Below are 15022 nucleotides of genomic sequence, written 5' to 3'. Positions count from 1 at the left end.
TCCAAAAATGCTATCGCGGTATCGCATGCTCGGCCTTCTGTGTCTCGACAACCAGAAAAGGCCGATTTGCCTCGGTCTTGCCGAGCATGCACCGCGACATAGTGAATCATTCCCCGGACAGCCCTGCTTTCAGGGGGAAGGGGAATAAAGACCTGTCCCCGGATATCGCTTCGCTCATCCGGGCTACGTTCTACGACTTGCGGCGTGACTTCCGCGCCTTCTTCGGCTCGCTGATCTTGCTGGCCGCCGCGACCCGCAGCAGGCGGCGGAAGGTCGGGCATTCCATGTGGCTCGGAGCCGGGCAGACGGCGGCGTGGCGCAGGCCGTCGCGCATCGCGTTGAGCCTGCGGATGGTGCGGTCGAGCTCGTCGGCCTTGGCAGAAAGCATTTTCCGGTCGATGCGCGGTCTTCCATCGGGCGCGAACATCCTTGCGATCTCGTCGAGCGAGAAGCCGGAGGCGCGCCCGAGCGCGATCAGCGCCAGCCGGTCGAGCACGGCCGGATCGAACAGGCGGCGCAACCCGCGCCGGCCATGCGAGGCGATCAGACCTTTCTCCTCGTAGAAGCGCAAGGTCGAGGCGCGCACGCCCGATAGCTCCGCCACCTCCGCGATATCGATGTCCCGCATGGCCCTTGACCTCAAGTTCACTTGAACTGGCAGTATCCAGCCTATCGCTTGCGTAAGGCAAGCATCAACAAGGACGAGAATCATGGGTGTCGCAGCGCAAGCCGACGACGAGCAGGTCAAACTCTGGAACGGCGCCGCCGGCCGCGCCTGGGTCGAGACGCGCGACGTGCTCGAAGGGATGTTCAGGCCGCTTGAAGAGCTGCTCGTCCGAGCAGTGTCCGATGCCGCGGCCGGCCGCGTGCTCGATATCGGTTGCGGCACGGGCGCCACGACCTTCGCTGTTGCCGGTGTGCTCGGCCGGCAAGGGCATTGCACCGGCATCGATATCTCCGAGCCGATGATCGCGGCGGCGCGCGCCCGCGCGGAGCGGGAAGGGCGGCCGGTCAGCTTCATCTGCGCCGACGCGCAGTCCTGTCCGTTCGCGCCCGCGAGCTTCGACATGATCATCTCGCGCCTCGGCGTGATGTTCTTTGCCGATCCGGTGCAGGCTTTCGCCAATCTGCGCCGCGCCGCCCGGCCTGGTGCTGCGCTCCGCTTCATCGCGTGGCGCGGCGCCGCCGAGAACCCGTTCATGACGACGGCGGAACAGGCGGCGAAGCCGTTGCTGCCGGATCTTCCGGCGCGGCGTCCCGATGCGCCGGGGCAATTCCGCTTCGCCGACCGGAAGCGGGTCGAAACTATCCTGGAGGATAGCGGTTGGGACGCGATCGCAATCGATCCGATCGATGTGGCCCTCGGCTTTCCGGCATCGGAGCTGACCCGCTATGTGAGTTGGCTCGGCCCGGTCGGGACGATGCTGCAGGCGATGGAGGAACCGCGTCGCACGCGAGTGATCGAGACCGTCCGCGGTGCCTTCGGTCGTTACATCCACGGCAACGACATTCGCTTCACCGCGGCGTGCTGGATGGTCGCGGCACGGGCGCCGGCGGCGGCCGCGCATGGTTGAGGTCGTGGAGTTTGTGGCGAGCGCGGTGCTGATCGGGATCGGTGCGACTGTCGTGATGGACATCTGGGGGATGGTTCGAAAGCGCCTGCTTGGCATCCCGTCGCTGGACTATGCCCTGGTCGGCCGCTGGCTCGGCCATCTCGTATCCGCTCGCCTGCGCCACGACCGCATCGCCGCGTCACCGCAGGTCGCGGGCGAACGGGTCATCGGATGGGCCGCGCATTATCTGATCGGGATCGGCTTTCCCGGCGTGCTGCTTGCGATCTTCGGCCTCGATTGGATGCGGCAGCCCACCATCGCTCCGGCCCTGATGGTCGGGATCGGCAGCGTGGCCGCGCCGTTCCTGGTGATGCAGCCCGCGATGGGCGCCGGCATTGCCGCGAGCCGCACGCCCCGTCCATGGGCGGCGCGGCTGCAGAGCCTCCTGACGCATACGGTGTTTGGGGTTGGGCTCTATGTGGCCGGCTGGCTCGCGCACCTGCTCCTGAACCCGTAGTCCGGATGAAGCGAAGCGTAATCCGGGAACAGTATCACCCTACGGTACGAATCCCGGATTTCGCGGAGCCTGTCATCGGGCGCGCGTTCGCGCGACCCGTTGGCTCCATCCGAGCTACCTCTTCACCTCCCCTTGGAAAGGGGAGGTCGCTTTGCTCGCAGAGCAAAGCGGGTGGGGATCTGCTCTCTCCACTTACAGCAGAGCCCGCGGCTAACCCCCATCCCGACCTTCCCCCTTTCTGGGGGAAGGGGAAAGCACTCGTAGCCCGGATGGAGCGAAGCGTAATCCGGGAGCAGTATTACCTCATGGAGCGAACCCCGGATTTCGCTGCGCTCCATCCGGGCTACGAAATTATCGCGTTGCGGAATTACCCCGCTCGCTGCTTCAAGAGATATTCAAGATCCAGCCGTCGCGTGAACATCGCGAGCTTGCCGTCCGTGCTGCGCGGCCATTCGGCCTCGGGGCGATCCCAATAGAGCTCGACGCCGTTCTCGTCGGGATCGCGCAGGTAAAGCGCCTGGCTGACGCCGTGGTCGCTGGCGCCGTCGAGCTGGATGCCGGCCGACAGCACCCGGTGCAGCGCATCGGCGAGCGCTGGGCGGGTGGGATAGAGGATGGCGGTGTGGAACAGGCCCGTGGTGCCCGGCGGCGGCGGATGGCCGCCCTTGCTTTCCCAGGTGTTGAGGCCGATGTGGTGGTGATAGCCGCCGGCCGAGATGAAGGCCGCGTCCGCGCCCAGCCGCTGCTGCAGCTCGAAGCCGAGCACGCCGCAATAGAAGCCGAGCGCGCGCTCGAGATCGGCAACCTTGAGATGGACATGCCCGATCCGGGTGCCCGCGATGATGGGGGGATTCTCTGGCATGAGCGGACTCCGTTGACGTCAATGCCCCTGCCATCAGGGGCGAGGTTTCGCCACCTGATATAGTCCGGATTTGCCGACGCCGGAGCGATCGATCCGGAAACGCAAGGTTTCCGAAAGGCGCCACGGTCCGCCGGCGTCTAGCAGAGCTCCGACAGCTCGCCGCCGGGCAGCTGGAACTCGAACGTGTTCAGCGTCATCGACACCATGGCGTAGTAGCCGCAGAGGCCGATCACCTCGACCAAGCCGCGTTGGCTCAGCACCTCGATCGCCTCGTCATACAGTGCCTTCGGCAGGCCGTGACCTTCGTGCAGCGCCTTGGCGACGTCGTAGATCACCCTGGCCTTGGGATCGTCGAAGCTTGGCGTCCGGCGCACGCGAATGTCCTCGATGATCTTCGGGTCGAGGCCACCCTTCAGCGCCAGGCGCTTGTGGGCATACCACTCGTAATGCGCGGTCCAGTGCCGCGCGGTGACGAGGATCGCGATCTCCGACAGCTTTGGCGGAAAGATCGTGTCGAAGCGCAGCACCTCGCCGAGCCGCGTGGCATGCCGTGCCATCTCCGGGCTGTTCAGCCAGGCCATCATCGGCGCGGGTGGCGCACCGCGCTTGCCGGCAATCGACTCGTCGTAGGTTTCTTTCTGGGCGGCGTTCATTTCGCTAGGCGAAAGCAGCTTCAGCCGCATGTCCGTTTCCTTTTGTTTTTCAAGCGTTACCCCATCTCGGCGATACACCCGATCGCGCGAGGTGAGTAGCGACGCCAGAGCATGGCGCGGCCGCGAGGCATATTGAATTCGGCGGCTGCGTAGGTCTAAGGTCGAATCCAATTCGTCGAATTTGACTGGAAACGCACCATGGCTGACCTCGAGAAATTCCGCGCGGAGACCCGCACCTGGCTGGAGCAGAATTGCCCGCCGGAGATGCGCAAACCGATGACCTCGGATGGCGACACCTTCTGGGGTGGCCGCAACACGAAATTCTCGTCCGAAGCGCAGCGCGTCTGGTTCGAGCGGATGCGCGACAAGGGCTGGACCGTGCCGCATTGGCCGAAGGAATATGGCGGCGGAGGCCTCGACGGCGAGGAGGCCAAGATCGTGCGCCAGGAGATGGCTGCGATCGGCGCGCGTCAGCCGCTCACCTCGTTCGGGATCTCGATGCTGGGACCGGCGCTGCTGAAATACGGCACCGAGGAGCAGAAGAAGGAGCATCTGCCCAAGATCACCGCGGGCCTGATCCGCTGGTGCCAGGGCTATTCCGAGCCGAATGCCGGCTCCGACCTCGCCTCGCTGCAGACCCGCGCGGTCGGCGACGGCGACGACTACATCATCAACGGCCAGAAGATCTGGACGTCCTACGCCAACTACGCCGACTGGATCTTCTGCCTGGTGCGCACCGATCCGGCGGCCAAGAAGCATGACGGCATTAGCTTCATCCTGTTCGACATGACCTCGAAGGGCGTGTCGACCAAGCCGATCCTCCTGATCTCGGGCTATTCGCCGTTCTGCGAAACCTTCTTCGACAATGTCCGCGTACCGAAATCGCATGTCGTCGGCACCGTCAATCGCGGCTGGGATGTCGCGAAATACCTGCTGCAGCACGAGCGCGCGATGATCTCCGGCATGGGCGAGCGCGGCGTCGGCCGTCCGCTCGGCCAGATCGCCGCCGACTCGGTTGGCGCGGACGCGCAGGGCAAGCTCGACGACGCGCAGCTGCGCAGCCAGATCGCGAGCTTCGAGGTCGACGAGGCCGCGCTCGCCGCCGCCGCGGAGCGCGCGGTCGATCTCGCCAAGGCCGGGCAGTCGCATCCGGCGTTCTCCTCGGCGATGAAATATTACGGCACCGAGCTCAACAAGCGCCGCTACGAGATCCTGATGTCGGCCGGCGGCATCGACGCGCTGGAATGGGAGAGCGACCGCTCCAAAGGCGGCGCCCGGCCGCGCGCCTGGCTGCGCACCAAGGCCAATTCGATCGAGGGCGGCACCTCGGAGGTGATGCTCGGCATCGTCGCCAAGCGCATCCTCGATTTGCCGGGCGCGTGACGTTTTTTGTAGTCATGGCCGGGCTTGACCCGGCCATCCACGTCTTTGTCGCGGTTGGCTCAAGACGTGGATGCCGGCACAAGGCCGGGCATGACGATACCTTGAAATTTGACTGAACGAACAACAGCAGAGTTACCGGATCCATCCTATGGCCCTCGTCCTCACCGAAGAACAATCCATGCTGCGCGACAGTGCGCGCGGCCTCATCAGCGACAAGGCGCCGGTGGCGCATCTGCGGTCCTTGCGCGATGCCAAGGATGCCACCGGCTTCTCGCGCGAGCTCTGGAAGACATTTGCGGAGATGGGCTTCTCCGGCCTGTTGGTGCCGGACCAGTTCGGCGGCAGCGGGCTCGGCTGCGTCGAGGCCGGCATCGTCATGGAGGAAATCGGCCGCACCTTGATGCCGTCGCCGTTCCTCGCGACCTCGGTGCTCGCTGCCTCGGCGCTGTCGCGCGGCGGCAGCGAGGCGCAGAAGGCGCAGCATCTGCCGAAAATCGCCGACGGCTCGCTGCTGGCGGCGCTCGCGATCGATGAGGGCGCCAAGCATCGCCCGCTGCAGACCAAGTTGCAGGCCACGCGCTCCGGCAACGGCTTCAAGCTGTCGGGCGACAAGGCCTTCGTGGTCGACGGCCACACCGCCGACCTTCTGATCGTGGCAGCGCGCACGGCCGGCAGCGCCGGCGACAGGAACGGGCTGACGCTGTTCCTGGTCGATCCGAAGGCGAAGGGGCTCGCGGTCGAGCGGACCGCGATGGTCGATTCGCACAACGCGGCGCGCATCGTGTTCGACAATGTCGAGGTCAACGCCGACAGCGTGCTCGGCGAAGTCGATCAGGGCTTTGGACTGCTCGAGGGCGTGCTCAATATCGGCCGCGGCGCGGTGGCGTCCGAAATGGTCGGCCTCTCCGACGAGGTGTTCGGCCGCACCGTGGCCTATCTGAAGGAGCGCAAGCAGTTCGGCAAGGCGATCGGCGAATTCCAGGCGCTGCAGCACCGTGCCGCGCAGCTCTACATCGATATCGAGATCACCCGCGCCGCGGTGCTGAAGGCGCTGCAGGCGCTCGATACGGATGCCGACAAGGCCGCAACCGCGGTCGCGGTGGCAAAGGCCCGCGCCGGCACCACTGCGACGCTGGCCGTGCAGGAGGGCGTGCAGATGCATGGCGGCATGGGCATGACCGACCAGTTCGACATCGGCTTCTTCATGAAGCGCGCCCGCGTCTGCCAGGAGCTGTTCGGCGACAGCAATTTCCACACCGACCAGCTGGCGAGCGGCAAGGGCTACTGAGCCGCCGCATCGTCGTCGTCGCGCACACTGTCATCGCCCGGCTCGCCGCCTTCGCTCAAGCTTCGGCGCGCTTGAAAGCGAAAGCCTCGTCGAAGCCTCGGCGTAGACGGGACCGGGCGATCCAGTATCCCAGAGACGCCTGTGCTTGAGCCGAGAAGCCGCGGCGTACTGGATCACCCGCTTTCGCGCGGGTGATGACAGCGGTGACGGCGGCTTGGCATAGGCTCGTCATTGCGAGCGAAGCGAAGCAATCCATCTCTCCACTTGTGGCGAAATGGATTGCTTCGTCGCTTCAGCGCAAAATTGCTTTGCAATTTTGTCGCGACCTCCTCGCAATGACGATGGAGAGTCTACCGGATCGGCGGCGCGTACTGGACGCCGCCGGCGTTCCAGAGCTGGTTCATGCCGCGCGGGATCTTCAGCTTGGAGTCGGCGCCGACGTTGCGGTCGTAGACCTCGCCGTAATTGCCGACATGGCGGATGATGCGCACCGCCCAGTCCTTGGTCAGACCGAGATCCTCGCCATAGCTGCCCTCGGTGCCGACCAGCCGCATCACTTCCGGTTTCTTCGACTTCAGCGCCTCGTCGATGTTCTTCGAGGTGATGCCGAGCTCTTCGGCGTTGATCATGGCGTACAGCGTCCACTTCACGATCATCATCCAGTCGTCGTCGCGCAAGCGCACCACCGGCGCCAGCGGCTCCTTGGAGATGATGTCGGCGAGGATCGTGTGGTCGCTCGGCTTGGCGAGGTTGAGCCGCAGCGCATAGAGCTGCGAGGCGTCGGATGTCAGCGTATCGCACTGGCCGGAGTTGTAGGCCTTCACGACGTCGTCCAGCTTGTCGAACTTCATCTCCGTGTACTTCATGTTGTTAGCACGGAAATAGTCGGCGAGATTGAGTTGCGTCGTGGTGTTGGCCTGCACGCAGACCTTGCTGCCGTTCAGGTCGAGCGCGGAATCGATGTTGCGCGAGCGCGGCAGCATGAAGCCCTGGCCGTCATAATAGGCGACCGCGGGGAAATAGAGGTCGTAATTGGTCTCGCGCGACATGCTCCAGGTGGAGTTGCGCGAGAGGATGTCGACCTTGCGGTTCTGCAGCTCCTTGAAGCGTTCGCTGGCGTCGAGCGGCACGAACTTCGCCTTCGACGGGTCGTCGAAGATCGCCGACGCGACCGCGCGGCAGAAGTCGACGTCGAAGCCGGTCCAGTTACCCTTGTCGTCCGGGATCGAGAAGCCCGGCAGGCCCTTGTTGACGCCGCACAGCACGTCGCCGCGACGGACGGTGCGCTTCAGCGTGCGGGTGTCGTAACGCTCATAGGTGATGGCGGCGGCCGCAACCAGCGCGGCGATCGCGAGCCCGATCGTCAGGCCGCCTCGAAATGTACGCATGGGTTCTCTCTCGCGAAGGATCGGGGGGAAAAGCGGGGCGGATATCGAAGCAGCTGAAGGCTACAGTTCGGGCTTCTGCCGGATGATCACCTTGGTGCCGACGGGAACGCGGTTGTAGAGATCGGCGACGTCGTTGTTGACCAGGCGGAAGCAGCCGGAGGAAACGGCGGTGCCGATGGTGTCGGGCCGGTTGGTGCCGTGGATGCGGTAGACCGTGGTGCCGAGATACATCGCGCGTGCGCCGAGCGGATTGCCCGGGCCGCCCGCCATGAAGCGCGGCAGATAGGGCTGGCGCGCGATCATTTCCGGCGGCGGCACCCAGTCGGGCCACTCGGCCTTACGGGTGATGCTCACGAGGCCCTGCCATTGAAAGCCTTCGCGGCCGACGCCGATACCGTAGCGGAGCGCGCGGCCATTGCCCTGCACCAAATAAAGGTGACGTTCGGCGGTCGCGACGATGATGGTGCCCGGCGCCTCATTGGACCGGTAATACACGACCTGCTTCTGCCATTCCGGGTCGAGCTCGTAGCCGTCGTCAGCAACAAGGCCGGGCTCGTCGGCGTCCGGGCGGTTTTGGGCAAAACCCTGCGATGTCGACAGCACGAGCGCGCCCGTCGCGATCAACATCCAGACCAGGTGACGAAGTTTCGTCATGCAAAGCTCTCCTTGTTGGCGCGCGGCCAAATGGTTGCTCCACCCGCAAATCAGGCAGCATCAAATCTCAGCGGCAGCTTGATGGCAAGCTTAGGGCGGCATCACAGGTATATCCCTGTAATGCTTCTGTTTTTTGTCATTGATTGTCGCGGCACGTTGCGCGGGCCGCCTCATTTCGGCGCGATCCAGAGTCGCAAGGCGAACGAGATCAGCGCCACGGTGCCGACGCCGCCGAGCCACAGCGCTGCGAACCACAGCAGGCGCTGGCCGAGCGGCCGCTGATTCGGGCTCTCGGGCATCAGTGGTATCCGTGGCCGGGGCGCACCTTGCCGCGGAACACCCAATAGGCCCAGGCGGTGTAGCCGAGGATCAGCGGCACCAGGATCGAGACGCCGACCAGCATGAAGACCTGGCTGTTGGTCGGTGCCGCCGCCTGCCAGATCGTGATGCTCTGCGGCACGATGTACGGATACATGCTGATGCCAAGCCCGGCATAGGACAGCGCGAACAGCCCGAGCGTCAGGAAGAACGGCTGGTGGTCGTTCTTGTTGCTGAGCGCGCGCAGCAGTCGCGCGGTGACGGCGGCGACCGCGATCGGCACCGGCGCGGTGAGGATGATGTTGGGCCAGGCGAACCAGCGCTGGGTGTATTGCACGCTGAGGAAAGGCGTCGCGATGCTGACGGCGCCGATCGCGCACAGCATCGCGATCAACAACATCCAGCTCAGATGATAGGCGCGGTCGCGCAGCTCGCCCTCGGTCTTCATCACCAGCCAGGTCGCGCCGAGCAGCGCGTAGCCGATCACCAGCGCGACGCCGGTCAGGACGCTGAACGGCGTCAGCCAATCCCACCAGCCGCCGGCGTATTGGCGTCCCTCGACATGGATGCCCTGCAGGATGGCGCCGAGCGCGATCCCCTGCGCCAGTGTCGCAAGCAGCGAGCCGCCGGCGAAAGCGATATCCCATTTGTTGCGCGCCTTCTGGGTCCGCCAGCGGAATTCGAAGGCGACGCCGCGGAACACGAGGCCGAGCAGCATCGCGATCATCGGCGTGTAGAGCGCCGGCATCAGCACCGCATAGGCGAGCGGAAACGCCGCCATCATGCCGCCGCCGCCGAGCACCAGCCAGGTCTCGTTGCCGTCCCACACCGGCGCCACCGTGTTCATGATGACGTCGCGGTCGGTCTTTTGCGGAAACAGCGGAAACAGGATGCCGAGGCCGAGATCGAAGCCGTCCATCACGACATAGACGAACACGGCAAAGGCGATGATGAAGGCCCAGATCGTGGCGAGATCGATCATCGCACGCCCTCCACGGCAGCACCTGCCGCCGGCGTGATGCCGGCTGCGCGGGCCGGAAGATCTTTCGTCGGGCCTTGCTCGCCGGGATGCGGCGGCTGCACCATCAGCCGCAGGATGTAGATCACGCCCGCGGTGAACACTGCGAAATAGACGACGATGAAGGCGATCAGCGACGAGCCCACCGCGGGCGCCGCCAGCGGCGACGCAGAATCGGCGGTGCGCAGCAGCCCGTAGACCGTGAACGGTTGCCGCCCGGTCTCCGTGGTGATCCAGCCAGCGAGCACCGCGATGAAGCCGGCGGGGCCCATCAGCACCGCGAAGCGATGCAGCAGCGGCGACTGGTACATCATCCCCCGCCAGCGCATCAAAAGGCTGAGCAGGCCGAGCCCCATGATCAGGAAGCCGAGGCCGACCATGATGCGGAACGACCAGAAGGTGATCGGCACCGGCGGCCAGTTCTCGCGCGGCACGGTGTCGAGGCCGGCCAGCGGCGCGTCGAGCGAATGCTTCAGGATCAGCGACGACAGTTTCGGCACCTCGATCGCATACTTCACTTTCGCCTCACGCTGGTCGGGCCAGCCGAACAGGATCAGCGGCGCGCCATCCTTGTGGCTCTGGTAATGGCCTTCCATCGCCATCACCTTGGCGGGTTGGTGCTCCAGCGTGTTGAGGCCGTGCTGGTCGCCGGCGAGGATCTGGATCGGCGCCACCAGCGTCGCCATCCACATTGCCATCGAGAACATCACGCGCGCTCCCGCCAGATGCTGGTCGCGCAGCAGATGCCAAGCGCCGACCGCGCCGACCACGAGCGAGGTGGTGAGGTACGCCGCCAGCACCATGTGCACGAGGCGATAGGGGAACGACGGATTGAAGATCACCTTGAGCCAGTCGGCGGCGACGAACTGGCCGTCGGCGTTCACGGCGTGGCCGGTCGGTGTCTGCATCCAGGAATTGGCCGACAGAATCCAGAACGCCGAGATCAGCGTGCCGATCGCGACCATCAACGTCGCCACGAAGTGCAGCCTGGGGCCGACGCGTTCGAGCCCGAACAGCATCACGCCGAGGAAGCCGGCTTCCAGGAAGAATGCGGTCAGCACCTCATAGGCCATCATCGGGCCGATCACCGGCCCGGTCTTGTCGGCAAAGGACGACCAGTTGGTGCCGAACTGGTAGGACATCACGATGCCCGAGACCACGCCCATGCCGAACGCGACCGCGAAGATCTTCAGCCAGTAATTGAACAGGTTGATGTAGACCTCGCGCCTGGTGGCAAGCCACAGCGCTTCCAGCACCGCGAGATAGCTCGCAAGCCCGATCGAGAATGCGGGAAACACGATGTGGAACGACATCGTGAAAGCGAATTGCGCGCGGGCGAGTACGACCGCATCCCAGCCTTCGAACATTACGCACCATCCGTCGTCGACCTGGCGTGGACCTTACCACGTCAGCTGTGACGACAAAGAGGGCGGATTGTCCGACTAGAGCGGGTTGAGTTTTGGCTGGATCGGCTTGGTGCGGTCCCGGTTCACCTCTCCCCGTTTGGGAAGAGGTGAGCTTTCGACGCCGTTCCAGCTCAACCTGATTTTCATCAGGCTTTAGCTATTGGCGTTGAGCAGCCGCGCGACGGTGCGGTCGATCTCGTCGTACTGTCCCTCGCCGGCGTGCTGGAACACGATCTTGCCGTTCTGGTCGATCACGTATTGCGCCGGCCAATACTGGTTGCGGTAGGCATTCCAGGTCTGCGAATTGTTGTCCTGCGCCACCGGATAGAGGATGCCGTGCCGCTTCAGCGCCGCCTGCACGTTGGAGGCCGAATGCTCGAACGGGAATTCCGGCGTGTGGACGCCGATCACGACGAGGCCGCGATCCCGGTACTTCGAATAGAGCTGGGTGACGTGCGGCAGCGTGTTGACGCAGTTGACGCAGCCATAGGTCCAGAAATCCACCAGCACGACCTTGCCGCGCAGGTCGGCGAGCCTGAGCGGCTGCGAATTGAACCAGTTGCTGATGCCGACGAATTCGGGCGCGGTCTGGCTCTGTCCGGTTGTCATGGCGATCGCCCGCGGCACCGGCTGTGCCGGCGCGTCTGACTCGGTGCAGAGGCCGGGAATGACGGCGCCGCCGAGGCCAAGGCCCGTAACCAGAGCGGATACGGCAATCAAGCGCAGGGACATCGATATCTCCTTTGGGCTTACAGGCCGATCTGGCCGTTGGGATAGAACTGGGTCAGCCACGCCACGATCAGCGTGTCGTATTGCAGGTAGGACAGCGCGGCGAATGCGACGATCACGACGCCGAAGCCCTGCTGCAGGCGCGGCGCGATCCGCGCCATGCTGCGCACGCGCGTGGTGACGGCCTGTCCGCCATAGGCAATCGCAAGCATCGGGATCGCGGCGCCGATCGCGTAGGTGACGAGCTGCAGGCTCGCCCACGCGGTGTCCTTCGAGGTCGCGACGATGGTCAGGATCGAGCCGAGCACGGGGCCGGCGCACGGCGTCCACACCAGGCCGAGCGTAGAGCCGAGCACGAAGCCGCCGAACAGGCTTTGCGACGGCGCCGCCTGTCCGACGTTGCCGGTAGCGCCGGTGAGCCGGATCGACAGCCATTCGAACGGCGCCGGCCAGATCATCAGGAGGCCGAAGCCCGCGAGCAGCACGGCCGCGCCGGTCCGCAGCACGGACGGATCGAAATCGAAGGCGCGGGTGATCGCGCTCAGCAGCAATGCCACCGCAGAGAATGACATCACGAAGCCGAGCGCGATCATCGCGGGCCGCGCCTTGCCGGTCTGGCCTATCGATACCCCGAGCAGGATCGGCAGCATCGGCAGGGTGCAAGGGGCGGCGACGGTGGCGACACCGGCAAGCAGGGCAAGGGCAAGGCTGAGCATCGTCATCCGTCCATCAGAGTCCCGGCGCGCCAGAGGGCCGTGCCGGGTACGCCTGATGTTCTTCGCAAGGACGGTTTGGCCGTTACGGCGGGCCGGTCGCGGGCCGCGTCACGTCTGTGTGAGGCGAGGCGCACTCGGCTTCACGACGTCGCGCCAAATACAGAGCGACCCGGCTGGGGGGCATCCCGGCCGGGTCGTTGGAGGCTACTTGGGAGGTTAGAACGAAGAGGTATCGAAACCGGTTCAGTGAATTGGGGTTGGGGTTGCGTCGTTGGATATAGGTATAGAGGTCGCGTTTTTCCGGGTGATGTCGTCGATTGTTTCAATTGTTTCGTCGCCTGATTTTTTCGGCTTCGTGGACAATTGCCCGGCTCGCGTGATCTCCCTTTAAGATGTTGAATTTACAATCCTTTATGCGGCGACGCTATCCACGCCGGCACCCCGCAGGAGGTCGGCGAGCTGCTTGCGGGCATAGAACATGCGGGTCTTCACCGTGCTCTGCGGGATCCCGATGATCTGCCCGGCCTCCTCGACCGACTTCTCATGGTAGTAGACCAGATTGATGATCTCGCGGTGAGCCGGCGACAGCTTGGCCACGCAGGCGCGGAGGATCTCGCTGGTGGTGGCGCGATCGAGCGAGGTTTCCGGCGTGTCGGCGCCGTCGGCGATCTCCAGCACGTCGTCCTGGTCGATGTCCTCATGCTTGCGCTGGCGCAGCGCGGTCAGCGCCTTGAAGCGGGCGATCGAGAGCAGCCAGGTCGAGACCTGCGAGCGGCCCTCGAATTGGGCCGCGGTGCGCCAGACGTCCAGGAACACCTGGCTCACGAGGTCCTCGGCCATCGTGGTGTCGCGCACCATGCGGAGCACGAAGCGGTAAACCCGGACGTTATGACGGGAATAGAGCGTGTGCATCGAGGTGCGGTTATTCTTGGCGATACGCGCGAGCAGCGTTTCATCCGAGGTCGCGCGAGCAGCGTCGATATGCTTCGTGGCTGCAGAGTTGATGGCGATGACGTTCGGCATGACAGGCTCCCAGTTCGCCGTTGGGCGGCGGTTCGTTGGGAGAATTGTTAGTTACGGCCCGTTTCCGGATGTCTGCGCGAAAAGCGGAAAATGGTTTCGTGAACGGGAGAATTGTTTCGTCGCCGGCCCGACGACGAAACATTCGGGACCAAAAAGCCAATAATTTCAATGCGAAGAAAATTCGAACGGCCGGATTCCCGCCCGTCGGAACGAATCCGGCTGTTATGACTTCTGGCACTGTCGGGGCTTATTCGGCCGCCTGCAGCGAAGGCGCCGCCTTTTTCGGGGCAATCCAGAACGCATCGGGCCGCTCGAACAGGAAATTGGCCCGCGCCGCCAGCGCCAGCCGCCAGATCACGAGCGAGCCGGCGACGCCGACTGCGGTCACGATCAGCGAGATCAGGCCGATGTCGTGGATGACGCCGAAGCGCAGCAGAAGGGTGCGTGACGCAGCCATCGGCAGGAAGAAAGCGAGATAGATCACGATCGAATGCTCGCCGCAGAAGCGCAGGAAGCCGAGCCAGTGCGCGCGCGCCAGCAGCGTGCCGGTCACGATGATCGCGCAGGCGCCGGCAAAGCCGAGTGCCAGCGAGACGACCGGCCATTCGCTCACCTCGAGCGCAACCAGGCCGCCATTGATCAGCGCCCAGAGCCCAAGCCCGAGCAGGGCAAGCGCAGGCCGTGCCCGCGCGCAGTCCGAGAGCGCGAACACGTAATCGGCGAGGACATAGCCGGTGTAGAAGTAGACGAAGCGGGAGCAGAACTCGTCGATCACGGTCGAGCCGGTCGCGACATGCGCGGTCTCCAGCGCTGCCGCGATCAGCCAGATCACGAGCGGGTGGACGTTGCGCGCGAGCTTGGTGACGACGAAGAAGATCGGCAGCAGATAGATGAACCACAGCGTGCCGAACGGCTCGATGAAGGACTCGAGGTATTGCAGTCCAACCTGGGCCCAACCGGTCTCGGCGGCCAGCGACGGCGCCTTGAAGCCGAACTGGATCGTCACCCAGAGCACGTAGAAATAGGCGAAGTGCATCACCTTGCGGTCGAGATAGGTGCGCCAGTCGCGATCGATCACGACCGACAGGAACAGGCCCGAGATCAGGAAGAAGTCAGGCATCCGGAACGGCTTCGCGAACATCACGACGTAATGCATGAAGCCGGTCTGCTCGGCGGCCTTCTCGACCCCCAGCACCGAATGCATCATCACGACCATGATGATGCAGATGCCCTTGGCATAGTCGACCCAGTCGACGCGTCCGCTCGCGCCTGAGGCGGAACGATCTGTCGCAGCGGCTGTGCCGTTCGTGGTCATCTTTGTCTCGTTCCGGCGTGATCGTGCCTATCATCGGCCCGATCGGTTGCTTTCTCCTTTATTGATACAAATGGTGTGCCACCAAACCGGACCTTTCCGCGGGTTTCCCGTGACCGGCGAATGGTCTAAGAGGCGAGGGAATCCGAAACGGATTGTTAACCATGGGACGCAGCCCGGCCCGAGCGCCGCTGCGGTGATG

The 15022-nt window shown here is 64.6% G+C and carries 16 protein-coding genes; 4 read left to right on the top strand and 12 right to left on the bottom strand.

All coding sequences use genetic code 11. From position 1 onward, the window contains the following. Positions 1 to 190: 190 nt before the first annotated feature. Positions 191 to 628 carry a helix-turn-helix domain-containing protein gene (locus tag I6F38_RS39185; RefSeq protein WP_225164161.1) on the bottom strand — a complete coding sequence of 146 codons (438 nt, stop codon included), beginning with the start codon at positions 626 to 628 and terminating at the stop codon, positions 191 to 193. A gap of 82 nt (positions 629 to 710) precedes the next feature. Here I6F38_RS39185 and I6F38_RS39180 point away from each other — a divergent pair, with 82 nt between their 5' ends. Then, positions 711 to 1574, top strand: a complete 864-nt coding sequence (locus I6F38_RS39180; RefSeq protein WP_225164160.1) for a class I SAM-dependent methyltransferase — start codon at positions 711 to 713, stop codon at positions 1572 to 1574. Beyond that, on the top strand, positions 1567 to 2070 hold the full coding sequence (locus I6F38_RS39175; protein WP_225164159.1) for a DUF2938 domain-containing protein: 504 nt from the start codon (positions 1567 to 1569) through the stop codon (positions 2068 to 2070). The genes I6F38_RS39180 and I6F38_RS39175 overlap by 8 nt, the downstream gene beginning before the upstream one ends. Before the next feature lie 367 nt (positions 2071 to 2437). Here the strand turns inward: I6F38_RS39175 and I6F38_RS39170 are convergent, their stop codons facing one another. Together I6F38_RS39170 and I6F38_RS39165 are read right to left on the bottom strand one after the other, a co-directional pair. Next, positions 2438 to 2932 carry a VOC family protein gene (locus I6F38_RS39170; protein WP_225164158.1) on the bottom strand — a complete coding sequence of 165 codons (495 nt, stop codon included), beginning with the start codon at positions 2930 to 2932 and terminating at the stop codon, positions 2438 to 2440. Positions 2933 to 3069: 137 nt separating this feature from the next. Next, positions 3070 to 3615 carry a carboxymuconolactone decarboxylase family protein gene (locus I6F38_RS39165; RefSeq protein WP_225164157.1) on the bottom strand — a complete coding sequence of 182 codons (546 nt, stop codon included), beginning with the start codon at positions 3613 to 3615 and terminating at the stop codon, positions 3070 to 3072. Positions 3616 to 3783: 168 nt separating this feature from the next. Between I6F38_RS39165 and I6F38_RS39160 the strand changes: the two genes are divergently transcribed. Then, on the top strand, positions 3784 to 4968 hold the full coding sequence (locus I6F38_RS39160; protein WP_225164156.1) for an acyl-CoA dehydrogenase family protein: 1185 nt from the start codon (positions 3784 to 3786) through the stop codon (positions 4966 to 4968). A gap of 148 nt (positions 4969 to 5116) precedes the next feature. After that, the gene (locus tag I6F38_RS39155) at positions 5117 to 6256 is read left to right on the top strand and encodes an acyl-CoA dehydrogenase (RefSeq protein WP_225164155.1); all 1140 of its coding nucleotides are present in this window, start codon (positions 5117 to 5119) and stop codon (positions 6254 to 6256) included. Between the two features lie 350 nt (positions 6257 to 6606). Here the strand turns inward: I6F38_RS39155 and I6F38_RS39150 are convergent, their stop codons facing one another. From I6F38_RS39150 to I6F38_RS39110, 9 genes are all read right to left on the bottom strand, one after another. After that, positions 6607 to 7644, bottom strand: coding sequence for an amino acid ABC transporter substrate-binding protein (locus tag I6F38_RS39150; protein WP_038385646.1), 1038 nt, complete (start codon positions 7642 to 7644; stop codon positions 6607 to 6609). 60 nt (positions 7645 to 7704) lie between these two features. Further along, a complete protein-coding gene (locus I6F38_RS39145) occupies positions 7705 to 8298 on the bottom strand; it encodes a L,D-transpeptidase (RefSeq protein ID WP_225164154.1) in 594 nt (197 codons plus the stop codon). 170 nt (positions 8299 to 8468) lie between these two features. Further along, positions 8469 to 8597 carry a DUF2474 domain-containing protein gene (locus I6F38_RS39140; protein WP_141339964.1) on the bottom strand — a complete coding sequence of 43 codons (129 nt, stop codon included), beginning with the start codon at positions 8595 to 8597 and terminating at the stop codon, positions 8469 to 8471. Further along, on the bottom strand, positions 8597 to 9598 hold the full coding sequence (cydB, locus tag I6F38_RS39135; RefSeq protein WP_225164153.1) for a cytochrome d ubiquinol oxidase subunit II: 1002 nt from the start codon (positions 9596 to 9598) through the stop codon (positions 8597 to 8599). The genes I6F38_RS39140 and cydB overlap by 1 nt, the downstream gene beginning before the upstream one ends. Continuing rightward, positions 9595 to 11001 carry a cytochrome ubiquinol oxidase subunit I gene (locus I6F38_RS39130; protein ID WP_225164152.1) on the bottom strand — a complete coding sequence of 469 codons (1407 nt, stop codon included), beginning with the start codon at positions 10999 to 11001 and terminating at the stop codon, positions 9595 to 9597. The genes cydB and I6F38_RS39130 overlap by 4 nt, the downstream gene beginning before the upstream one ends. Positions 11002 to 11193: 192 nt before the next feature. Further along, positions 11194 to 11772, bottom strand: coding sequence for a thioredoxin family protein (locus tag I6F38_RS39125; RefSeq protein ID WP_076834906.1), 579 nt, complete (start codon positions 11770 to 11772; stop codon positions 11194 to 11196). A 17-nt stretch (positions 11773 to 11789) separates the two neighbouring features. Next, entirely contained in the window at positions 11790 to 12485 is a 696-nt protein-coding gene (locus tag I6F38_RS39120; RefSeq protein ID WP_346657169.1) for a cytochrome c biogenesis CcdA family protein, read from the bottom strand. Positions 12486 to 12896: 411 nt separating this feature from the next. Next, positions 12897 to 13508, bottom strand: coding sequence for a sigma-70 family RNA polymerase sigma factor (locus I6F38_RS39115; protein ID WP_057018990.1), 612 nt, complete (start codon positions 13506 to 13508; stop codon positions 12897 to 12899). 247 nt (positions 13509 to 13755) lie between these two features. Continuing rightward, positions 13756 to 14823, bottom strand: coding sequence for an acyltransferase family protein (locus I6F38_RS39110; RefSeq protein WP_225164150.1), 1068 nt, complete (start codon positions 14821 to 14823; stop codon positions 13756 to 13758). Positions 14824 to 15022: the final 199 nt, after the last annotated feature.

Origin of the sequence: Bradyrhizobium sp. BRP56 (assembly GCF_020194035.1) — a bacterium.
GTDB lineage: Bacteria > Pseudomonadota > Alphaproteobacteria > Rhizobiales > Xanthobacteraceae > Bradyrhizobium > Bradyrhizobium australafricanum.
This window is presented reverse-complemented; position numbering and strand designations above follow the sequence as displayed.